Source organism: Hymenobacter lapidiphilus (assembly GCF_013377885.1).
Taxonomy (GTDB): domain Bacteria; phylum Bacteroidota; class Bacteroidia; order Cytophagales; family Hymenobacteraceae; genus Hymenobacter; species Hymenobacter lapidiphilus.
Window position 1 is genome coordinate 1 of record NZ_JABKAU010000053.1, and the last position, 22,190, is coordinate 22,190.

General features: G+C 60.4%; 19 protein-coding genes and 1 tRNA gene. 14 read left to right on the forward strand and 6 right to left on the reverse strand.

From position 1 onward, the window contains the following. Window positions 1–32: 32 nt before the first annotated feature. Window positions 33–1,904 (reverse strand): hypothetical protein, encoded by a 1,872-nt coding sequence (locus HW554_RS18395; protein ID WP_176910015.1) that lies wholly within the window; start codon window positions 1,902–1,904, stop codon window positions 33–35. A gap of 191 nt (window positions 1,905–2,095) precedes the next feature. Between HW554_RS18395 and HW554_RS18400 the strand changes: the two genes are divergently transcribed. From HW554_RS18400 to HW554_RS18410, 3 genes are all read left to right on the forward strand, one after another. Further along, window positions 2,096–3,088, forward strand: coding sequence for a GNAT family N-acetyltransferase (locus HW554_RS18400; protein WP_176910016.1), 993 nt, complete (start codon window positions 2,096–2,098; stop codon window positions 3,086–3,088). Further along, complete coding sequence (upp, locus tag HW554_RS18405) at window positions 3,076–3,774, forward strand: uracil phosphoribosyltransferase (protein ID WP_176910017.1); 699 nt, start codon at window positions 3,076–3,078, stop codon at window positions 3,772–3,774. Before HW554_RS18400 ends, upp begins: the two co-directional genes overlap by 13 nt. A 242-nt stretch (window positions 3,775–4,016) precedes the next feature. Continuing rightward, window positions 4,017–4,421 (forward strand): hypothetical protein, encoded by a 405-nt coding sequence (locus HW554_RS18410; RefSeq protein ID WP_176910018.1) that lies wholly within the window; start codon window positions 4,017–4,019, stop codon window positions 4,419–4,421. A gap of 76 nt (window positions 4,422–4,497) precedes the next feature. Here HW554_RS18410 and HW554_RS18415 read toward each other — a convergent pair whose 3' ends face one another. Beyond that, complete coding sequence (locus tag HW554_RS18415) at window positions 4,498–5,931, reverse strand: DEAD/DEAH box helicase (RefSeq protein WP_176910019.1); 1,434 nt, start codon at window positions 5,929–5,931, stop codon at window positions 4,498–4,500. 231 nt (window positions 5,932–6,162) lie between these two features. Between HW554_RS18415 and HW554_RS18420 the strand changes: the two genes are divergently transcribed. The 3 genes from HW554_RS18420 to HW554_RS18430 all read left to right on the forward strand — a co-directional run bounded on the left by HW554_RS18420 (window position 6,163) and on the right by HW554_RS18430 (window position 7,905). After that, window positions 6,163–6,236, forward strand: a tRNA-His gene (locus HW554_RS18420). A 162-nt stretch (window positions 6,237–6,398) separates the two neighbouring features. Continuing rightward, window positions 6,399–7,346 carry a PfkB family carbohydrate kinase gene (locus tag HW554_RS18425; protein ID WP_176910020.1) on the forward strand — a complete coding sequence of 316 codons (948 nt, stop codon included), beginning with the start codon at window positions 6,399–6,401 and terminating at the stop codon, window positions 7,344–7,346. 253 nt (window positions 7,347–7,599) lie between these two features. Beyond that, a complete protein-coding gene (locus tag HW554_RS18430; RefSeq protein ID WP_176910021.1) occupies window positions 7,600–7,905 on the forward strand; it encodes a hypothetical protein in 306 nt (101 codons plus the stop codon). A gap of 133 nt (window positions 7,906–8,038) precedes the next feature. Here the strand turns inward: HW554_RS18430 and HW554_RS18435 are convergent, their stop codons facing one another. Beyond that, window positions 8,039–8,851, reverse strand: a complete 813-nt coding sequence (locus tag HW554_RS18435) for a hypothetical protein (RefSeq protein ID WP_176910022.1) — start codon at window positions 8,849–8,851, stop codon at window positions 8,039–8,041. 354 nt (window positions 8,852–9,205) lie between these two features. Continuing rightward, a complete protein-coding gene (locus HW554_RS18440) occupies window positions 9,206–10,957 on the reverse strand; it encodes a M61 family metallopeptidase (RefSeq protein WP_176910023.1) in 1,752 nt (583 codons plus the stop codon). 328 nt (window positions 10,958–11,285) lie between these two features. Here HW554_RS18440 and rpmH point away from each other — a divergent pair, with 328 nt between their 5' ends. The 3 genes from rpmH (at window position 11,286) to HW554_RS18455 (ending at window position 13,885) form a co-directional block, all read left to right on the forward strand. Continuing rightward, window positions 11,286–11,444, forward strand: coding sequence for a 50S ribosomal protein L34 (rpmH, locus tag HW554_RS18445; RefSeq protein ID WP_092743544.1), 159 nt, complete (start codon window positions 11,286–11,288; stop codon window positions 11,442–11,444). Window positions 11,445–11,654: 210 nt separating this feature from the next. Beyond that, window positions 11,655–12,098: a ribonuclease P protein component gene (locus HW554_RS18450; protein ID WP_176910024.1), complete on the forward strand. Its 444-nt coding sequence runs from the start codon at window positions 11,655–11,657 to the stop codon at window positions 12,096–12,098. Between the two features lie 80 nt (window positions 12,099–12,178). Beyond that, window positions 12,179–13,885 carry a S41 family peptidase gene (locus HW554_RS18455; protein WP_176910025.1) on the forward strand — a complete coding sequence of 569 codons (1,707 nt, stop codon included), beginning with the start codon at window positions 12,179–12,181 and terminating at the stop codon, window positions 13,883–13,885. Between the two features lie 245 nt (window positions 13,886–14,130). Here the strand turns inward: HW554_RS18455 and HW554_RS18460 are convergent, their stop codons facing one another. Further along, complete coding sequence (locus HW554_RS18460; RefSeq protein ID WP_176910026.1) at window positions 14,131–15,042, reverse strand: carbon-nitrogen hydrolase family protein; 912 nt, start codon at window positions 15,040–15,042, stop codon at window positions 14,131–14,133. Between the two features lie 148 nt (window positions 15,043–15,190). Here HW554_RS18460 and tsaB point away from each other — a divergent pair, with 148 nt between their 5' ends. Both tsaB and HW554_RS18470 read left to right on the forward strand, forming a co-directional pair. Continuing rightward, window positions 15,191–15,889, forward strand: coding sequence for a tRNA (adenosine(37)-N6)-threonylcarbamoyltransferase complex dimerization subunit type 1 TsaB (gene tsaB, locus HW554_RS18465; protein WP_176910027.1), 699 nt, complete (start codon window positions 15,191–15,193; stop codon window positions 15,887–15,889). Window positions 15,890–15,961: 72 nt separating this feature from the next. Continuing rightward, window positions 15,962–16,480: a DUF2480 family protein gene (locus tag HW554_RS18470; protein ID WP_176910028.1), complete on the forward strand. Its 519-nt coding sequence runs from the start codon at window positions 15,962–15,964 to the stop codon at window positions 16,478–16,480. Between the two features lie 116 nt (window positions 16,481–16,596). On the opposite strand, the gene HW554_RS18475 is transcribed toward HW554_RS18470, so the two are convergent. Beyond that, complete coding sequence (locus HW554_RS18475; protein WP_176910029.1) at window positions 16,597–17,772, reverse strand: DUF5694 domain-containing protein; 1,176 nt, start codon at window positions 17,770–17,772, stop codon at window positions 16,597–16,599. A 169-nt stretch (window positions 17,773–17,941) separates the two neighbouring features. On the opposite strand from HW554_RS18475, the gene HW554_RS18480 reads away from it, so the two are divergent. The 3 genes from HW554_RS18480 to HW554_RS18490 all read left to right on the forward strand — a co-directional run bounded on the left by HW554_RS18480 (window position 17,942) and on the right by HW554_RS18490 (window position 22,180). After that, complete coding sequence (locus tag HW554_RS18480; protein ID WP_176910030.1) at window positions 17,942–19,252, forward strand: APC family permease; 1,311 nt, start codon at window positions 17,942–17,944, stop codon at window positions 19,250–19,252. A gap of 20 nt (window positions 19,253–19,272) precedes the next feature. After that, entirely contained in the window at window positions 19,273–20,487 is a 1,215-nt protein-coding gene (locus HW554_RS18485) for a hypothetical protein (protein WP_176910031.1), read from the forward strand. A gap of 400 nt (window positions 20,488–20,887) precedes the next feature. Then, window positions 20,888–22,180, forward strand: coding sequence for a serine hydrolase (locus tag HW554_RS18490; protein ID WP_176910032.1), 1,293 nt, complete (start codon window positions 20,888–20,890; stop codon window positions 22,178–22,180). Window positions 22,181–22,190 lie beyond the last annotated feature (10 nt).

The following is a 22,190-nucleotide window of genomic DNA, read 5'->3' on the forward strand; positions in this document are numbered from 1 at the left end:
TAGCATAACACCTAACGGCCTAATCCCCGATTTTAAAACTCGTGCAGGCGCTGGGCGATGTTCCAGCGCAGGGCGACCGAGGCCAGGGCCCCGTTGCCGGCCGTGTAGTAAGCGGGAATGGGCGCGTTGCCGGAGAAGGTTCGGTTGCGGTAGACGAGCTTGGCGTCGAGGAACAGGTTGTGGGCGGCCTGGTAGGAGGCTGTCAGGTCGGTGTGCAGCAGGTAGGACGTGATGCCGCTGCCGACGCTGAAGCCGAAATCGCCGGGGCGGGGTGTGTAGGGCAGCAGCACATTGGAGCCGAAGTTCTGGCCCACTGGGTCGAGGCCCTGCTTCACCAAAAAGCCCTTGCCCACTACGTGCAGGCGGGGCAGGGGCTGGTAGCTGGCAATGCCAATCAGCTCCCAGAGGTTGGCGCCCATAGGGTGGGCCAGCGGCTGGGCGGCGTGCTGATAGTCGCGATACTTATCAATGGCCTGGTAGGTAAAAGGCCGGATGAAGTTGAATTCGCCTTGCAGATCGAAGTTCTTGATGCCGGCCACGTTGATGTACTTGGCTCCGAGCTGTGCGGCCTGCTTGTTGGCCCACCAGCCATTGCCCGCCCGAATCTGGCTCAACACGAACTCATCCAGCACGATCTGGCCATAGACCTGCACCCGCTTCTTGATGTTCCACTTGAAATCGAGGCCCAGCAGGGCGTTGCCATCAGCCGAGCCCACGCTCTGCTCAATGGCGCGGTAAAAAATAATCGGGTTGAGGTACTGGAGTTCGAATGTGTTGCGCCGTTGCGCCTCTAGCGTATAAGTGGTAACGCCGTTTTGGGTCGTTTGCACCTGTACCGAATCGGTTCGGCGTGAACCTGACAGAATGCTTTCGAACAGGCCAATGTTGAGGTTGGGCAGCACGTCGAGGCTCAAGTGGTGCATGGCCAGGAACTTACGGTCGTAGGCGGCATCCCGGTCCGAGGGGTCGGTGATGAGCTGGGCAAACAGGTTCTGGTACTTGAACTTCCACACCCGGGTCTGCACCTTCAAAAACAGGTAGGGCGAGGAGTAATCCGATAGAATCAGGCTGCGGTAGCCGTTACCGATCTGGTTGCGGTCGTGGCCCAGCTGCAGGCTCACATGGCGGCCGGCGGCGTAGGTAACGTAGCCGCGCGCCGACAGGAAATCGTACTGGCCGGGCGTAGTTTTAAAGGGCTTCCAGAAGCCCTCGTGTGGCACCGCCCGGTCGCGCTCCACGCGCTCCTGCACGTAAAACGGCACGGCCATCTGGTTGTCGGCCAGAAAGGCATAGAAGCCCAGGCGCTGATCTATGGTGCCTTCTACCTGCACGCCGCGGGTATTGAGGAAGGAGTAGTTCTTGGCCCCATCGTTATTTCCCAGGCTCAGGCCCGCCACCGGATTCACGCGCAGCGAGAAGTCGGGCGTTTCCACGCTGTACAAATCGGACTGCCGCTCATACAAAACCCCCAGATAGGGCTTGGAGCGGGCGTTTATCTCCGAATCAAGCTGGGTGTCGTGCCAGTTGTCGCGCAAAAAGTAGCGCGCATTGAAGCGGTCCTGGGCCGAGAGGCCGGCGCTGGAATCGGCCAGCATGCGCTCGGCCAGCCGGGCCACGGCCGCGCGGGTGTAAGGCCGCACCGAGGTATGAATATCGCCCAGCGAATCGGAGCCCTGCAGGATGGCGTAGCGGTCGATGAGCCGGTAGATGTCGTTGTCGAGCGGCACGTACGTGGTGCCCATCGTGGTTTTAGCCACCGGTTCATCCACGACGGGCTTGGGAGGCTGGTCATATATGAGCCAGTTGCCCTGCCCGTCGGTGGGGCGGGTGGTGGGCGTGTCCTGGGCAGCCGCCGGGGCCGCCAGCAGCGCCAGCAACGGCAGCAGCAGGTAGGTGTTTTTCATAAGCGGAAGCCCGCGACGCCGGAGCTGGTTGACGGGGCAGCAAAACTACGGAGTTTCAGTGGGCAACGGGTTGGAGAAGTAGGAAGAAGATTTGAAGAACGTCATTCAGAGCGCAGCGAAGAATCTCGCGTGAAATCATCGGCCAATCACTAGTACAATGTCAGCACGCGAGATTCTTCGCTGCGCTCTGAATGACGTTCTTTGCCCACCCGCTCACCAAGTCCTTCGTTCGCCCCATGCCCCCGTTTCGCCTGCTACGCTTCCCGGAACTCAACCTGCCTGCCTGGGATGCCTGCGTGGCCGGGGCGCGGCAGCCGGTGCCGTACGCGCATAGCTGGTGGCTGCGGGCCACGGCCGGCCGCTGGGATGCGCTGGTGCGAATCGAGCCCGAAACCGGCCGCTACCTCCACGTCTGGCCGCTGCCCGCCAAGTGGCGGCCGGGCGGCCGGCAGGTGTACCAGCCGCCGTTCACCCAGCAGTTGGGTCTTATTTCTTGTGGTGAAGATGCTCCCAGCATTGGCCCCGAACTGGCCGGGCTTACCCAGCGCTACGCCCGTTTCTACACCCAGCTCAACGAGACTAACGGCCTGCCCACCTTACCCGGCCAGTTCGCTGTTGAAGCCCGGCAGACCTACCAGCTCGACCTTAGCCCCACCTATAAAACCCTGCGGGCCGGCTATTGCCCCGACTACCGCCGCCGCCTGCTGCGCCACGAAGCCGCTGCCGCCCCGCTGGCCATAACCGAGCTGCCCTATACCGAACCGCTGCTGGCCTTGTTTCAACAAACCAAAGGACCCGCCGCCGGCCTACAGCCGCGCCACTACACCCGCCTGCGCCGCTTGCTGGCCGAACTGCAACGCCGGCAGCTACTCGAAGCCCGGGCCGTGCGCCAGCCCGAAACCGGCGCGCTGCTGGCCGGCGCCCTGTTCGTGCACTACCGCAGCCGCCTGGTTTACCTGTTCGCGGCGGCTTCCGATGAGGGTAAAAAAGCCGCCGCGCCGCTGCTGCTGCTCGATGATGCCATCCGCCGCCATGCCGGTACGCCGGGACTGATACTCGATTTCGAGGGCGGGATGCTGCCCGCCATTGCCCGTTTTTTCGCCAACTTCGGGGCCGCGCCCGTCCCGTACGCGGCCCTATCCTTCACCTCCCAACGCCCCTGGTACCTGCAATGGATGCCCTAACGCCTAACTCTGCCGACTCGACTGCCGCCGCCCACGCCAACGCCCGCGTACGGATTCTGTGCGCCCAACCTTCCATTGCCAACCACTTTCTGGCCGAGCTGCGCGACGTAGATGTGCAAAAAGACTCGCTCCGCTTTCGCCGCAACCTGCAGCGGCTGGGCGAAATCATGGCCTACAACATCAGCGCCGGCCTCGATTTTACCACCAAAACCGTGCGTACGCCGCTGGGCGAATCCAGCAGCATGCACCTCTCCGATTTCCCGGTGCTGGCCACCGTGCTACGGGCCGGTCTGCCGTTCCATCAAGGCTTTCTTAATTACTTCGACCAGTCGCCATCGGCATTCGCGGCCGCTTACCGCATCGAGGGCACAGCCCAGGTGCAGGTGCAGGTCGATTACCTCTCGGCCCCCAGCCTCGACGGGCGGGTACTAATTCTGGTGGACCCCATGCTCGCCTCGGGTAAGAGCCTGGTGCAGACTTACCGGGCTATGCTGCGCTTCGGCACACCCCGCCAGGTGTACATCGCGGCCGTTATTGCCTCGCCACAGGGCGTCGAGTACGTCACGCGCGAAGTGCCCGAAGCCACGCTCTGGCTGGCTGCCCTCGACGACGACCTTAACGACCAGGCCTACATTGTGCCCGGCCTCGGCGACGCCGGCGACCTATCGTATGGCAGCAAGCTCTAGCTTTCGGCGAGCTATTAGCTAACAGCGGTTAGCTAATAGCTTTTGTTCTATTGAACAGTTCTTCCCGCCAAGTGCGTTGGATGACTACCCCGCATCCAGGAGTGGGTGGATTGCTATTACTGTGGCTCTCCGCGAAACCTAATTCTACCAAACGAAAGCTATCAGCTACCAGCTGTCAGCTAAAAGCTTAAAAAAAATTGCTTCCAGCCCTGCTGAAATACGCCGCCGTTTTTGCTTTCGGCATGTTCAAGTTCGTTGGCGCGCCCATTACGGGCGTGGCGGCGGGCCTGCCGGTGGCCGTTATCTGGGCCCTCACGGTGGCCGGTATGATGACGACGGTAATTCTGATTTCGGGTGTTGGCAAGACCTGGGCGCTGCACATGCGGCGGCGGCGGCTGGAAAAGGGCAAGCCGTTGTTCAGCCGCCGCACCCGCACCATCGTGCGCATCTACCGTCGCTTCGGCATGACGGGCATTGCCTTCCTGACGCCCATCCTGTTCAGTCCCATCGGCGGTACTGTTATTGCCACCCAGCTGCACGTGCCGCGCTGGCGCATTCTGCTGCACATGGCCTGGAGCGCCGTATTCTGGGGTTTCGCCCTCACGATGCTGGTCGTGCGCTTCAGCCATCTGCCTATATTTCACTAGCAGAACCTAAAAGGAACGTCATTCAGAGCGCGGCGAAGAATGACGTTTTTTATTGACTGAGCCTCAATATCCCCAATTACCGCCGCTTGCGCCTGTTTTCGACACGGCCCTTGGCGGCGCTTAACGCTTTGGCACCAGGCGAGGAGCCGCGGCCTTTGCCGGGGCTCACCTTGCTGCCCTTCTGGCTGCGGTTGGGCTGGGCCACATATTCGCGGCCCGTGCGCTTATCGATGGTCACGCCGGGCTTCAGCCACTCCTGCCGCTCGTGGAACGCCCCTTTAAACGTGGGGTCTTCGCGCTGACGGCGCTCATCTTTTTCGCGGTCCATTTCCTGCTGCTCCTCAAACGAGGTGGGCACCACCTTCACCTCGGGCGGCAGCGGCAGCAGCGGAATGGGCTGCCGAATCAGCTCCTCGATGCGCTGCATATGGTGCATTTCGGCTTCGTTGGCAAACGTGATGGCCGCGCCGGTATGCTGGGCCCGACCCGTACGCCCGATGCGGTGCACGTAATCGTCGTAAATCAGCGGCACATCGAAGTTGATGACGTGGCTAACTTCGGGCACATCGATGCCACGCGACGCCACATCAGTGGCCACTAGGAAGCGGACCTCGCCGGCTTTAAAGCCCTCCATAGCGTTGATGCGCGTATTCTGGCCCTTGTTGCCGTGGATGGCTCGCACTTCGCCGTGGCCCTTGCGCGCCAGGAAGCTGGCCACGTTCTCGGCGTTGGCCTTCGAGCGGGTGAAAATCATCACCCGGTGGAAGGTGTCCCAGTCGAGAAACAGGTACTCCAGCAGGTTGATTTTGGTGATGAGGTTGGGCACCTCGTAGAGACTCTGGGTCACGTTCTGGGCCGAAGTAGCGGCCGGCGTTACCTCCACCCGCACCGGAAACTCCAGAAACTCCTCGCTCAGCGTGGTCACCTTGTCGGGCATGGTGGCCGAGAACAGCACGTTCTGGCGCTTGCGCGGAATAACCTCCAGCAGCCGCCGAATCTGGGGCATAAAGCCCATGTCCATCATCTTGTCGGCCTCGTCGAGCACCAGTGTTTTCAGCTCCTTGAGCACCAGCGAGCCTTTCAGGTACAACTCCATCAGGCGGCCGGGCGTGGCAATGAGAATGTCGACGCCCTTGGCAATGGTTTCAATCTGGGTTTTGGGTCCCAGGCCGCCATAAATGGCGAAAATGCGCAGATCGGTGTGTACCGCCAGCTTCTGCAGATGCTTTTCCAGCTGCATAGCCAGCTCGCGGGTAGGCGCCATAATTAGTGCCCGCGGGTGGTCGCCCTGGGCATATTTCACCTTCATAAGTAGTGGCAAACCAAAGGCAGCCGTTTTGCCGGTGCCCGTTTGGGCAATGCCCAGCACGTCGTGGCCGGCCAGCAGCAGTGGTATCGTCTGCACCTGCACGGGCGTGGGCTCCGTGAAGCCGGCCTCGGCCACGGCCGTCAGCAGCTGCTTGTTGAGCTTGAAATCGGCAAAGGAAACGGGCGCGGGCGAATCAGACATGGTACGGGTTGTAAGCTGCAAAGGTACGGCGAATACCAGCGGTACTACGTGTCATCCTGAGTAAAGCGAAGGACCTGGTTAGGAGCCATCTTCAAAAACGGAGAACAGCTTCTGGCCAGATCCTTCGCTGCGCTCAGGATGACAGATGGCAGGAATACACAAAAAAAAGTACGCGAAACCTTTGGCAATCCGCCGCAGTACGCTACTTTTGTGGCATCAACACCCAACACGGTAGATATAGCTCAGCTGGTTAGAGCGTCGGATTGTGATTCCGAAGGTCGTGGGTTCGAGCCCCATTATTTACCCATCCTGAAAAAAGGCCTCTCCGCTCTGGTAGAGGCCTTTTTTCTTTGCCATCACAAGTCCCATCGGGGATTTTGCGGCCGTTGGCGGGACAATTTCGGCCCGCCGGCTGTTGGCCTGCCAGTGTATCTTCACCTATTGAACCCTTTTTTCTCTTCTGCTCTATGAGTCTGGTAATTATCGGCACGGTGGCCTTCGACGCCCTGGAAACTCCCTTTGGCAAAACCGACAAAATCGTGGGTGGCGCGGCTACCTATATCGGCCTGTCGGCCTCGTACTCGGTGAAGCCGGTGAAAATCGTGGCCGTTGTGGGCGACGACTTCCCGCAGTCGGATATCCTGCTGCTTCAGGAGCACGGCGTCGATACCGAAGGCCTGCAGATCAAGGAGGGCGAGAAGTCGTTCTTCTGGTCGGGCAAGTACTCCAACGACCTGAACTCGCGCGAAACCCTCGTAACCGAGCTCAACGTGCTGGCCGATTTCGACCCGGTACTGCCCGACTCCTACCAGGATTGCAAGTACCTGATGCTGGGCAACCTCTCGCCCCAAGTGCAACGCCTCGTTATCCAGCGCCTCGTCAACCGTCCTAAGCTCATCGTGATGGACACGATGAACTTCTGGATGGATATTGCCCTGGACGAGCTGAAAACGACCATTGAGATGGTCGATGTACTCAGCATCAACGACGAAGAAGCGCGCCAGCTTTCGGGCGAGCACTCGCTGGTGAAGGCCGCCAACGTGATTATGGCCATGGGTCCGAAGTACCTCATCATCAAGAAAGGCGAGCACGGCGCGCTGCTGTTCCACCGCAAGGGCAACACCAACCACATATTCTACGCCCCGGCCCTGCCGCTGGAGGAAGTATTCGACCCAACCGGCGCCGGCGACACTTTCGCGGGTGGCTTCATCGGTCACCTGGCCGCCACCGACGACATCAGCTTCGAGAACATGAAACGCGCCGTGGTACATGGCTCGGCTATGGCTTCGTTCTGCGTCGAGAAGTTCGGCACTGAGCGCCTGCTCAACCTGACAAATGAGGAAATTGAAGCCCGTGAGCAGCTCTTCGCCGACCTCGTGGCCGTGCAGCCCGCTATGGCTGTAGCGCAGGGCTAATAGCCGTTGTTGCTTTCCGTATCTGAAGCGTCGTGTTGGTCTGTTGGCCGGCATGACGCTTTTTTATGGCCTGAATGTTAAGGCCGGATCACACAACCTTTCCGGGAGCGAAAGGGTAAATAGTAGGGTAGCGAATGTGAAAGCGTACGAAATGCGCTTGGTTCGGCTGAACAGTAGCCCCGCGCATTGTCCCGTTTCCTGCATTCGCCGCAGCATACCAAGACCTTCTTTTCACTCGTAAAATCCTATAGTCATGAGCAAGGACACGCAGTACAAAGAGAACCCCGAGGTACCGAACCTGCAAAACCCCGACGGCGGCGGTGAAAACGTTCATCCGGCTAACACCGACAGCAATAACTCGGTGGTGCAGAACCCCAGCCGCAACTCGATAACCCAGGACGGTAACCCCACTAAGGGCAATACGGCCGGCGGCAACCTCAACGAAACCACGCAGGCGCCTTATAATAAGCCCCGCAGCAACCCCCAGAACAACAAGCCCGCTTCCGTCGATGGCAACGCCAAAGCCGGTAAAGGCAGCGACAACAGCAAGGACAACTAGGTTTGGAGCTGTTAGCTGAAAGCTATTAGCTATTAGCCGTTAGCTTTAGTGCAGAAACCCTCGCTAATCCAACCAAATGAAGGCCCCGCACTCAATCGAGTATGGGGCCTTCTTCGTTTTTTTCAACTAACAACTAAGGCAGTACCCGCAGTCGGACTACCCGCGTATCTACGTCGCCTTTGTCGAAGAAATCCTGCTCGAAGAGGATAGTGCGGTTGTCGAGCCAGCGTGGCTGGGTGCAGCCCCACTCGGTACGCCGCTCCCAGAGCAGACGCGGGGCCGCCTCGTCGAGGCTCCAGAGCTGCAGGCCGCTGGGCTCGAAGCGGGCCAGCACATCGGAGTTGCCGCACACGAAATGGCGGCCGTCGGGGGCAATAACGGGTGCGGCCATCAGTTGCGTGCGGCGGCCGGTGCGCTGGTCAATGAGCATGAAGTAGCCGCCCTCGTAAAGATGCACCGACAGCAGCCACTGCCGGATTTCGGGCAGCGCGGCTACGTACTCGTACGCAATGTAGCGCTCATCATCGACGGGCTTGTTGGCCAGCCGTAGCTCGGGGGCTTTGCCGGGGCGCAAGTGCAGAGTGCGGCCGGTGCGCGTTACCTGCGGACCGGCTTTGGCCAGCCGCTGCCGCTCTTCCGCCGTGAAATCCAGAAACGAATCTTCCTCCTCGGCCGAAGCTGGCTTGGCTACCACCCAGGCAGGGCTACTCAACTGCTCATACACCGGGCGGGCCGCCGGATAAATGCGCAGCACCCGCCCCGACACCTGTACCAGTGTATCGAGCCGCTCGAGCCGATAAATACGGGGCGGTGTGGGGGCCGGTGCTGGCTGTGCCAGTAGCGGAACATTCGGGCGGGCTTTCTCCGCCGGCTGCATCCGCAACGAACAGGCCGGCAACGCCAGTGCCAGGGGCAGGGCAGCGGCGGCGGTACGGAACCGGAACATGACGGGCAGGGTCGAGGTGATTCGGAAGACGCGGCGTTGTCGGGCAGACAGGAAGCGGAGGGACAGAAACAAGCTACTAAGTGCCTAAAAGCCGGCGGTGCGGGGTGGGGGGCCCGCAGACAAAACTGAATTTCACCAGCCAGGCAGAATTCGTTCTGCAAAGGTACCAAAACCGCCCGCTCGTTATGCATGGTACCGCCGGAAATCATGCGGATAACCTCAACATTCTCAACGCCTGCCCGGCCTGACCTCTGCCATAAGGCAAACCTCCGGACCGAGCCAGCATCTTAGAGCAGCTTGCGTTCCGGTAAGCTACGCCGGAACTTGGGTGATAGAAGGTCCGGCCCGCAGATTTCAGGCGTTAGTTGGAAGGTGGAAATCCTGTTTCAGCCACTGCCTGAAGCTGGCCTGCTGATCCGGTGTGGCCGTAGTCAGCTTTTCTACCGTGAATTTCTGCCAGAAGCGGTGGGCCGGGTCGGCCTGCAGCTCCACTGTCAGCAGCCGGTGCTGGCGGAATATCGTCAGCTCGTGGCGGTCGGCGCCGTCGGCGAGCAGTATTTGCAGGTTCTGGGCCACGCGGCGACCGTTTACGGCTACTATTTCATCGTCCACGGTGAGGGCTAGGGCGGCGGGGGCATCGGGCAGGATGTTGGTTACCTCGGTGCGGCCCTCGCGCAGCACGGCCCGGAAGCCGTAGATGCCCTCGGCGGCCGAAACGTTTTCTTCTGTCAGTAGCCGGCAGCCCACGAAGCCCAGTACCCGGTTAAGCGGCTCTTCGAGCGGGGCCGTGCCATAGATGAACTTGTCGAAATAGGCCTGCATGCTGCGCCCCGCCACTTCGCTCACTACGCGCTGGTAATCGGCTTCGGTGTAGCCCGTGCCGGTCTGGCCAAACTCGGCCCAGAGTTGGCGCATCACGTCGTCGAGGCTTTTCTGGTGGGCCGAAAGCTGGCGCAGGGTCAGGTCGAGCAGCAAAGCCGCCAGCGCGCCTTTGTGGTACACCGACACCTTACGGTCGGGCACGCCGGGCTTGTAGCCGTCGAGCCAAAGATCCATGCTGGCATCGGCCACCGACAGATGGTAGCGGCCGTAATCGTCGTAGTGCTTGCGCAGCACCCCGTTCAACTCCTGAAAATACTGCGCGGCCGAAAACACGCCGGCGCGGGCCAGCAGGTAGTCGCCATAGTACGTGGTAAGCCCTTCGGCCACGAAGCAGGTGCGGAAGTAGTTCTCGCGGCTGAAATCGTAGGGCTGCAGCTCAATGGGCCGGATGCTCTTGATATTCCATACGTGGAACAGCTCGTGGCTACTTACGCCCAGCAGCTCCTTGTACAGCCCATCGCTCATCAGTAACTCGCCCGGCCCGAGCGTAATAACGGTCGAGTTCAGGTGCTCGACGCCGTGGTAGTGAGGGTAGGGCAGAATCTCGTTCAGGAAGTGGAAGTCCTGGGCCGGGAAGCCGCCGAACAGCTGCAGCTGCTCCTCGCTGAAGGCCCGGAAGTCGCGCACTAGCCGCGCCCAATCAATGGGGCACTCGCCCTGAATCCAGATGTAAAACGGGACGCCCTGCACCTCGTAGTTGCGGTACTGCAGCGTGGGGCTGGCAATCAGGGGCGAGTCGGCGAGGTGGTCGAAGCTCTGCGCCTCCAGCAGCCGGGGGCCGCGCTGGGGCAGCCCGCAGGCAATCTGCCAGTCGTCGGGGATGTCGAGCAGCAGCTGGCAGGTTTCGTTTTGGCGGCCCTCAATGTACATAAAGGCCTGCACGGGGTTCAGGTAGAGCTGGCTTTCATCGAGCCAGGAGCCGCCGGCGTCCATCTGGTGGGCGTAGAAATTGTAGCGCACCCGCACCATCCGGCCCGCTGCACCGCTCAGCCGCCACCGGTCCTTGGTGATTTTACGGGCCTCCAGCGCCTCACCCGACGCGGCATCCTCCAGCACTACGTGCTGCAGCTTTTGGGCAAAGTTCTGCAGCTCGTAGCGCCCCGGCCGCCACGCCGGCAGCTGCAGCTCCAGCGGTTCGGTGGCCTCGGCGGGCACCTCAAACGTCATCTGAATCTGCAGGTAAGCGGTAAGTGGATTATCGAAGGAAACGTGGTAGTGTAGCATAGACAGGGCTTTGGAAAGGCTACACGAAGGTAGGGGCTGGTTGTTTGGGGGGACAGGGGCAGTAAAGAACGGTGTCATGCTGAGCGCAGCGGAGCGTAGTCGAAGCATCTCTACCGAAGTAGTAATCAATAGTGCTGCAACAAAGCGGTAGAGATGCTTCGACTACGCCTCCGGCTTCGCTCAGCATGACGTTCTTTTTCAGCAACCTACCGTCTACTGACGAATCTGACCAGCAACCCGCACCAAAACTTGCCCGGCAACTTGTCTTTTTAAAATCAGTGCGCTACCTTTGCCCGCCCTAGTTGTAACTGAGTCAATCACCAATACCATGAAACGTACTTTTCAGCCCTCGCAGCGCAAGCGCCGCAACAAGCACGGGTTCCGCTCGCGCATGGAAACCGTTAACGGCCGCAATGTAATTGCTCGCCGCCGGGCCAAAGGCCGCAAGCGCCTGACCGTATCCGACGAAGGCCGTCACAAGCGGTAGCATTTAAGCTACTAGCTTTTAGCTGATAGCCGTTAGCTTTTTATTGCCGCGCTTTCGTGATTTTCGAGGCGTTGGGCTGTAGTGCGAAGCTTCCGCTTCGCGTTTCGCTGAACGATTGCCCGCAACATGGCATTCGGCAACGAAACGCGAAGCGGAAGCTTCGCGCTACATGGCTATGGCATTCGGCCCGAATTCTGAAAACAACTGCCCGTGAACGAGCCAACAGCTAACAGCAACGAGCTAAAAGCTAGGAAATACTCGTTTCCGAAAGAAGAACATCTGTGCCGCAAAAAGCTCATTGAAGAGCTTTTCGGCCGGGGTTCTTCTTTTGGTTTGTACCCCTTGCGGCTGGTGTGGCTGGCCGCGCCCGAACCCACTACTGCCCCGCCGCAGGTGCTGGTAAGCGTGAGTAAGCGCAACTTTAAAAGGGCCGTTGACCGCAATTATCTTAAGCGGCTGATGCGTGAGGCTTGGCGCCTCAATAAATACCGGCTCGTAGAAGCCGAAGGTGGCCACCGGGTGGCCCAGTTGGCTATTATTTACACCGGCAAGGAAAAAAAGCCCTTGGCACTGCTCGAAAAAAAGCTAAATTCAGGGCTGGAGCGTTTACTGACAGATGCCGGTGCAACCCCCGGTACCGGCAGCGGTTCCTAATGTAACCGACGCGCATCGCAGCGGACCAACCGGAACATTCCGGCATTGCCGCATCGTTGTGTTATTATTCAGCCCCTTCTATGCGCAAAAAGTCTATTCTGGCGGCCACTTTCCTGGGTGGAGCCGCCCTGCTTGTATCCTTTCGGCCGGCCGATAACGAGCGATACTTCGAAATTGCCAAGAACCTCGACATTTTCGCCACTCTTTTTAAGGAGGTGAATACCTATTATGTGGACGAGGTGCCGCCGGCCAAGCTGGTGAAAACGGGCATCGACGCCATGCTTAAGTCGCTCGACCCCTATACCAACTACATTGCCGAGGACGATATCGAGGACTTCCGCACGATGACGACCGGGCAGTACGGCGGCATTGGGGCGGTGGTGAGCAAGCGCAACGGCAAAACCGTGGTGCAGGCTGCCTACGAAGGCTATCCGGCCCAGAAAGCTGGTCTGTTGCCCGGCGACGAAATTCTGAATATTAACGGGGTAGTGGTCGAGAAGAAGTCGAACGCCGATGTGAGCAAGCTGCTGAAAGGCCAGGCCAACTCGGTGGTGAAGCTGCTCGTAACCCGCTTCGGCCAGGATGCGCCAGTAGAAATCAACATCACCCGCGACAAAATTCAGGTGGATAATGTGCCCTACTACGGCATGCTGACGCCCGAAATCGGCTACTTCCAGCTCAGCGGCTTTACCGTGGATGCGGGCAAGGAGGTGCGGCTGGCCGTTACCAAGCTCAAGGAGCAAGGGGCCAAAAAGCTGATTTTCGACATCCGCGACAATCCCGGCGGCCTGCTCAACGAGGCCGTCAACATCTCCAACCTGTTCGTGGACAAGGGCCGCGACATTGTGAGCACCAAAGGCAAGGTGGCCGACTGGAACAAGACCTACAAGGCGCTGGATATGCCGCTGGACACCCAGATTCCGATTGTCGTTATCACGAGCAACCGCTCGGCTTCGGCTTCGGAAATTGTGTCGGGTGTGTTGCAGGACTACGACCGGGCTGTGCTGGTGGGCGAGCGTACATTCGGTAAAGGACTGGTGCAGGCCACCCGGCCGCTGAGCTACAACTCGCAGCTGAAGGTAACAACCGCTAAATATTACATTCCGAGCGGGCGTTGCATCCAGGAAATCGACTACTCGCACCGCGCCGACGACGGCACGCTGGGCAAAGTGCCCGACTCGTTGCGCACGGCCTTTAAAACCCAGGCCGGCCGCGCCGTGTACGACGGCGGCGGCGTGGCGCCCGATGTGGCCGTGCAGGAGCGCGAAATTGCCGATATCACCCGGGTGCTACTCCAGAAAAGCTACCTCTTCGATTACGCCACCCGTTACCGCGCCCAGCACCCGACTATCACGACGGCTCGGCAATTCAAGCTTACGGATGCCGATTACCAGCAGTTCGTCGACTACCTCAAGGGCAAGGACATCAGCTACGAAACGGAAACCGAAAAGGCCCTGACCAGCCTCACCAGGAAGCTCAAGGCTGAAAAACACTATGATGACGTGAAAACGGAGTTGGAAGCCACGCGCCGCAAAGTCACGACCAATAAAGCCAACGACCTGACACGCTTCAAGCCTGAAATCCGGGAGCTGCTGGAGCAGGAAATAGTTTCGCGCTACTACTTCCAGAAGGGAGGTATCGAGGCCAGCTTCGACGACGACCCCAATATTCTGATGGCCCTGAGCGTGCTCAACGACCAGTCGCGCTACAGCGCTTTGCTGCGTACCGGCACCGAAGAAGCCAAAACCCGCCCCGAGGGCCGGCGCAACAGCAGTGGAGGGCAATAATTCAAGCAGTCAGACGACTAAAACTAAAAAAGCAGCCGCAAGTCGCGGCTGCTTTTTTAGTTGGATTTTGCCCAGCGGCAATGCCCCTACGCCCGGGAGTCAGCAAAAGCAGCGCACATTTCATGCGGGAGGATGGCGAAACAACTTGCTATGTAACAGTCGGAGCGCCTGAAAACCCGGTAAAGTGGTGGGCTTATTTAACCCAACGCCTGTCGTCAAGAGGTGATGCACGCCTTACTGGCCTTTCAAAGCGGTCCGAATATGTCGGGGCGAGCGTAGTGGCCGGTTACGTCGAGGGCCATTTGCTCCTCCCGGATGCGGGCCAAGTCGATTTCGGCCGTCAGGATAATTTCTTCGTCGAAGATCGGGCCGGCCAGGATAGTGCCGTCGGGGCCGATTATGGCGCTGCCGCCGCGCAGTAGCAGGGCATCGGGGTCGGCCTGTAATTCCAGAAGGGGTTCGAGTCCGGCCGGCAGGTCGCGCACAGCCATCAGGGCCCCGGCCGCCACCACGAAGCAGCGGCCCTCGAAGGCATAGTGGCGGCTGGCTAACAGGTTCATTTCTTTCACGTGAGGCCAGGCGGCTACATGCACGTCCTCGCCCGATTCGTGCAGGCGCTGGCGGGCCGGCGGCATCCAATGCTCCCAGCAAATCAGCCCGCCCATGCGGCCCAGCGGTGTGGCGGTGGCTTGCAGACTTTGCCCGTCGCCCTGGCCCCAGATGAGGCGCTCGGTATAAGTAGGCATCAACTTGCGGTGTACGTGCAGCAACGTGCCATCGTCGCCGAACAGTAGCATGGTGTTGTAGAGCGTACCCCGGCCCGGCCCGGCATCTACTCGCTCGTGCACGCTCATGTTCAGGATCACGCCGTGGGCGCGGGCGGCGGCTCCCAGGGCCTCGGTGACGGGGCCGGGCACTACCACGCTGTTGTCGGCGAGGCGGCGGTACACCTGCTTCACGGCCACCGAATCCCAACGGTTCACGTCGCGGCAGGAGTCAAGCCAGGCCGGGTAGCCGGGCAGCCAGGTTTCGGGAAACACCACCAGTTTCGCGCCCTGGGCGGCGGCCTGGGCAATCAGGGTTTCGGCTTTGGCCAGCGAGGCAGCCAGGTTGAGATAAACGGGGGCAGCCTGCACGGCCGCGACGGTGAAGCGCATAACGGAACGGGTTGAAAGTAGCTCCAAGGTACACGTACGCTTTTGGGTGTAGCTCCCGCCAGCCCTGAAATCTGGTCGGTAGCCGTTCAACAGTTAAATTCCAGCCGGCCCGCGGCACCAGCAGCTTGCCGGGCCGTACCTTTACGCCATGTCTTCGCTGCTGCTGTCTTTAGAAACCTCGTCACCCGTCTGCTCGGTGGCTGTTCACCATCTCGAAACCGGCCGGTTGCTGGGGCAATCCGAGCTGCGGCTCGAAAAATCGCACTCCTCGCACTTGAGCGTACTTATCAGCCAGCTGCTGGAAAATATGCTGCACTCCCTGGCCGATGTGGCAGCGGTGGCTGTATCCGACGGCCCCGGCTCCTACACCGGCCTGCGTATTGGGGCCGCCGCGGCCAAGGGGTTATGCTATGCGCTCGATGTGCCATTGCTGGCCGTGGGCACGCTGCCCGCGCTGGCCCGGCAGGTAATAGGCAGCACCGCCCAACCCGGGCAGTACCATTACTGCCCGATGATTGACGCCCGCCGCCTCGAAGTGTACGCTGCCCTCTACCGGGCCGACGGCTCCGAAGTGCTGCCCCCCGCGCCCCTGCTACTCGACGAAACGGCGCTAACCGAACAAATGGCCGGCCAGCCGGTGTTGTTCTTTGGCAGCGGAGCCGCCAAGTTCCAGCCGCTGGTAGCCAACCAGCCCCACGCCGTATTTCTGGCTGGCATAGAACCCTCGGCCGTGGCCGTAGGGGAGCTTGCCCGGGAGGCCTATCAGCGTCAGGAGTTTCGCGACGTAGCCTACTACGAGCCGTTTTACCTTAAGGAAGTGTACACGACAACACCAAAAGCGAAGTAGGAAAAGAACGGTGCTGCTGTGTAAAAGCGTTAAGCGTCACCTTTCTTAACTTCTCCTTTCGCACCTCTACTCATGGAAGAATTCATCAACCGGGTTGCGCAAAGCGCCCTCGTTACGCTCAACCTCGAAGACTTTATCCACCCCGGCGAACGGGTGGTGTACGACATCAAGGACAACCTGTTCCAGGGCCTGATGCTGCGCGAAAAGGATTTCCGCGCCTTTGTGAAGGACCACGACTGGAGCCAGTACGACGGCCAGAACGTGGCCGTTATTTGCTCGGCCGATGCCATTGTGCCCACCTGGGCCTACATGGTACTGGCCGGCAAGCTGCAGGGCCACGCCCACCGCTACGTGTTTGGCGACTTGGCTGCCCTGGAGCAGGACCTGTTCCACGAGGCCATCCTCGCCATCGACGCCGAGCAGTACCGCGACGCCAAGCTGGTTATCAAAGGCTGCGGCGAGAAACCCGTGCCCACCTACGCCTACGTGGCCATTATGCAGAAGCTGCTCCCCGTGGCCAGCAGCATCATGTACGGTGAGCCGTGCAGCACCGTCCCGCTCTACAAGCGCCCCAAAGTAGCCTCTGTTTAGTTGCTGGCTGGCTTTCTATGGGACTGTTTTTGGCTATCGATTTTCTGTTAAAAAACCCCACAATTGATGTTGTGGTTTTTTTTGTGGGAAGTGACTTCTACTGATAATCGTTCTTCCTACTCATTGCAACCTGCCGGCTTGGTGTCGAGCATGTCCGGCACGGAAACCACTTCTACATCGGTAAAGGTGCGCAGGTAGGATTCAATGAATGATTTGTGGGCCGCGCCGACAATCAGAAGCGCCCGGCCGCCGGCGATGGGAGCTGTGGCCTCGCGGATGGCTACAGCCATGCGCAGGTTTTGGGCCTCCCAGGCGGCTACGCGCTGCCGACCCACGCGACCCATCTTATCACTGCGGAGTATGGCCAGCCATTGGGCGTCGGCATCCAGTTCGGCAAAGCGCGACGAGTTCCGCCACTTCATAACGGGTAGCACCTGAGCCGCCGTCCGCAGCTTCATGGTATCCTCGGGAATCGACTGGAAGGCGGGGGTTCGGTGATTGAATGAGTCCACCATTCCCGGCTCGGCAACAATGGCCGCATTCATGGCGGCATTGTCAGGCAGGGCCACGTCGCTCAAATGGTCGCCGGCGCCGTAGACACGCTCCAAGCCCAAGTCGGCCGCTAACCGCACTCCAATGGAGGATATTTCGCTGCGTGCCCTGGCAAAGGCATTAAGTTGCGAAACCAGCTTGGGCGCGATGCCGTCGGTGGCCGTGCGCTCCGCCGGGGCTAGGCGTATCCACTGCACGGCGGCAGAAAACGGCTCGGCGGCGGCTACAAACAGGTGCGCCAGCTGCCGGCGCTGCCCGGCAGTGAGGTTGGACTGCCCGCTGAGCACGTTGGCCTGCACCAACGCCTGGGCCGCCGTAAGGCTGAGGTGAGCCTGCGCCGTTTTGGCCATTTGCAGCGTCGGGCCGCCGTACTTGCCGGCATCGCCGTGGTAGGCGGCGTAGGCTTCCAGGCCCATTATCTGCTCACCCGACATGGCCTCGGTCAGGATAACGTCGGGCTTATACGCCTGCAGACGACATAAAATAGGCTCCAGCCATGCCACCTGAAAAGCGGGGGGAGCGGTATCGAGATGCTCCAGACCGAACACCATTACCTGGGTGGGAGGGAGGGCGAACTGCCGCTTGGTCGCTGCCGGGTCGAGGCGGTACTCACTCGTCGCGGGGGCGCGCTTAGCCGCATCAGCCCCCGGTTTGCCCGCCTGGCAGGCGGGTAAGGCGAGTAGCAGGCCTGCCAATAGCGCGTACATAGCGGGAGGCGCGTAGTTGATAATAGAAGGCATAGCGCACAAAACCTAAAGTGGTATTGGGTTGGACTGGCCGGGCAGCATCAAAAACTAAAGATGCTCAGGAAACAGTAAAAAGCCATATTGCCGGCAAGCGCAGCTTATCGAGGTAAGCTGGGCGGGCTTGGGTTGAATTCCGCATCTTTGGCCCGCCAACCGCCCCTGCATGAGCCAACCCAATACTCCCGCATACAAAATCAGTGTCCTGACGGGCGTGTCGATAGTGGTGGCCAACATGGTGGGCACCGGCGTTTTTACCAGCCTCGGGTTTCAGGTGCTCGATATTCAGAGCGGGTTTGCGCTGCTGATGCTGTGGGTGGTGGGCGGCATTATTGCCCTGTGCGGCGCCCTGAGCTACGGCGAGCTAGCCGCCGCCCTGCCCCGCTCGGGCGGCGAGTACCACTATCTGTCGAAGATCTACCACCCGGCACTGGGGTTTCTGTCGGGCTGGGTGTCGGCTACGGTGGGCTTTGCGGCCCCCACCGCCGCTGCCGCGCTGGCGCTGGAGCAGTACGCCGCCAGCGTATGGCCCGGCCTGCCACCCAAGCTGCTGGCCGTGAGCGTCGTGCTGCTGCTCACGCTGGTGCACGGCATCAGCAGCCGCGTCGGTAGCCGCCTGCAAGTGGCGGTAACCGCCATTAAGGTGGTCGTGCTGGTTGGGTTTATTGGCGTGGGGCTGCTGGTCGCCACGCCCCAGCCGCTGGCCTTCCTGCCCCAGGGCCCGGCCGACTGGAACATCTTGCTAAGCCCGGCTTTCGCCGTGTCCCTCATTTTCGTCTCGTATGCCTACTCGGGATGGAACGCGGCCGTGTACCTGACCGGCGAAATCGACCAGCCCCAACGCAACCTGCCCCGGATTCTGCTGACCGGCACCGCCCTGGTGCTGGTGCTCTACGTGGCCCTGAACTTCATTTTCCTGTATTCCACGCCTATAAGTGCGCTCAAGGGCCAGGTGGAAGTGGGCTTCGTAGCGGCTACCAACCTGTTCGGGCCCGGCGGCGGCCGGCTCATGGGCGGGCTGATTGCGGCTTTGCTCGTGTCCACCATCAGCTCCATGATTTTTGCCGGCCCCCGCATTGTGCAGGTAATGGGCGAAGATTTGCCGGCGCTGCGGTTCCTGGCCAAACGCAGTGCGGCCGGCGTACCGGTGCGGGCGCTACTGTTTCAGCTGGTCCTCACGCTGCTGTTCGTCATGGAGTCGTCATTTTCCCAGGTGGTGGTGTACGCCGGCTTTATTCTGACGCTATTTACCTTCCTAACGGTGCTGGGCCTGTTTGTGCTGCGGGTGCGGCAGCCGGAGTTGCTACGGCCCTATCGCGCCTGGGGCTACCCGCTCACGCCGCTGCTGTTTCTGCTGCTCAACGGCTGGACCCTCTGGTACATTGCCCGCGACAAACCCACCGAAACCCTCTACGGCCTCGCCACCCTGGTAGTCGGCTTGCTGGTGTACGGCCTTAGCCGGCTGCGGAAAAATTAACAACTTCTCAACATCCATATATGATGCGCTTTTCAAAAGCTCAACGCCTGCTGCCGGTCCTGCTGCTGCTGGCCGCCTGCAACGAACCCTCTACCACAAAAACCGAACAGCCCGCCACGCCCCCAGCCGCCGCACCCGACAAGGCCATAGCCGTTGCGCCGGTCAAGCCCGCCGCGCCCGATACCGCGGCTACCCACAACGTGGCCGCTTACTTGGCCGGCCTGCCCGTAAGCCGTGGCGGCGACTTGCAAAAGCTGCAGGCCCAACCCGCCTGGCAAGCTTATGCCACCGATGCCAACAAGAGCTGGACCCAGTACCACGCCTCGCGCACGGCCAAAATAGAAGCCTGGGCCGCCACCGAACTGGATTCGGTCCGGGCGGCCAGCCCCACTATTTTCTACCCCTTCAGCGGCCCCGACTTGCTGAACGTGACTACCATGTTCCCCGCTAGCCAGACTTACGTGTTGCTGGGTCTGGAGCCCGTGGGTACGGTGCCCAGCCGCGCCAACCTCGAAAACAGCAAGCTTTTCCCGGCCCTCAAGGAGTCGTTGTGGTCGATATTGAACTTCAGCTTCTTCCGCACCAACTCAATGGCCGTCAACCTCAAATCGGTGGAGTTGGATGGGGCGCTGCCGCTGATGCTGCTCTTCGCCGCCCGCACCCAGCACCAGGTGGAATCCGTGCGTTACGTGCAGCTGCTACCCGACGGCCAGCTCGCCGAGGCCGATTCGGCCCTTATCCGCAAGCCCGGCCCGAAAGTAGTGCCCGGCGTCGAGCTGAAACTCCGCTCCGCCAGCGGCCAGTCCAAAACGGTGCAGTATTTCTCGGCCGATATCAGCGACTGGAAGCTGGGCCAGACCCAGGAGGCGGCCCTCAAATACGTGCGCACCTTGGGCCCGCTGACCACCTACGTGAAATCGGCTACCTACCTGATGCACAAAACCTACTTCAGCAAAGTGCGCAACCTGGTGCTGGAGCGCAGCAACTACGTGCTGCAGGACGATTCGGGTATTGCCATGAAGTACTTCCAGCCCACCGATTGGCAGCTGACCTACTACGGCACCTATAAGCGCCCCATCAACCTGTTCGCCAAGCAGTACCAGCCCGAAATGACGGCCGCCTACACCGACAAAGCGAATCCGCCCCGCCCGCTGCCCTTCGGTACCGGCTACAACTGGCGCGAAAACGACTCCAACCTGCTGCTCGCCCGTCGCGCCACCCCCGTAGCTGAGTAGGAGGGAAGCAGCAGCATAGAGACACCCGCGCCGGGTTCCAGCAGGAGCCCGGTGCTTGCTTGTATAATAAGATAGGAGGGACTGTCCTGACCTTTTGGTTGGTGTATTCCTACCGTTGAACCTGTTTAGGAAGTGTCTGCTATTTAAATGAACGTCATGCTGAGCTTGTCGAAGCATCTCTACTGCCTCGTTGAACGCCCCACTACAAAGCAGTAGAGATGCTTCGACAAGCTCAGGATGACGTTCTAGTTGACTTCCTAAACAGCTTCGTTGCCAAGCCAGCAGAATCCTACCTTATATATAGGTACACCAAATCGAAGAAAGCAGCAGCCACGCCTTAGGTATTGCGGCGGAGTACTTTAACAGGGGAGGGGAACAGTTTTTGCCGACCTTTAAGTATATGATGCGTCCTCTTGCCCTGCTCGCCTGCGGCTTTCTTAGCACCCTCTTGTCTTCCTCGGGCCCGGCTGCCGTGCCAAGCAGCCCCGCCCCCGCCCGTCCCGACAGCCCATTACTTGATAGCCTGCTACACGCCGATGCCCGCCTGCTTCCTGTGGTGGAGCGCGCCGAAGAGTACGAGTTGCAGATTATCTACACCCAAATCAACCGCGACGCCGAGCAGCAACCCACTTTCGTCGAGCACACGTATCGGCTCGATGCCGGCCAGTACTTCAATCCGGCCAGCCTTGTTAAGCTGCCTACCGTGGCCCTGGCTCTCGAAAAGCTCAACCGCCTGCACCAGCCCGGCCTCAACCGTCGCTCGCCCATGCGTACCGGCACCGCCTTTCGCTGCCAGACGCCCGCGCCCTACGTCGCCACCGCCGATTCTGACCGCGTGAACACCGTCGGCAACTACGCCAAGCGCATGCTGCTCGTTAGCGACAACCAGGCCTACAACCGCCTCTATGAATTCCTGGGACAGCGCCCGCTCAACGAGCGTCTTGCCGAATTAGGCTACCCCGAAACCCGCATCGTGCGCCGCTTCGCCCCCTGCGATACTGCCGCCAACCGCTATACCAACCCCATCGAGTTTCGCGACCCGGCCACCGGCCAGGTTAGCTACCAACAGCCCGCCGCCGTCAACCCCCACCCGTTCAATTCCCCGCTGGGCCGCATCAGCAAAGGCCGCGCGCACCAAGCCGGCGGCCGCATCGTGCCCGGCCCCTACGATTTCACCACGGCCAACTATCTGCCGCTACAGTCGATAACCGGCATGCTTCGGGCCCTGCTGTTCCCCGAAGCCGTGCCCACCAGTCAGCGTTTCCAGCTCACCCCCGACGATTACAGCTTCATACGCTACTATCTACACCACACGCCCCACGGCTCCGGCTACTCGCTCTACCAGCCAGCCCGCTACTTTGATGCTTACAAGAAATACCTGCACTACGGCCGCAAACCCACCTCTGTCACAAATTCCGGCCTGCGCATCTATAATGTAGTAGGGATGTCGCACGGCTACTTGTCCGATGTGGCCTACTTCGCTGATTCCACCAAGCAGTCCGAATTCATGCTCAGCGCTGTGCTCTACGTGAACAAGAATGGCGTTATCAACGATGGCACCTATGGGTATGAAACCGTAGGACTCCCTTTTCTAGCCGCACTGGGTCAGCAAATCCGCAGCTACGAAGCCACCCGATACCGCCCCACGGCCTATCTGCCGGCTGGATTTGAACAATCGAAAGCCATTCGCTGAATCGGCCGCA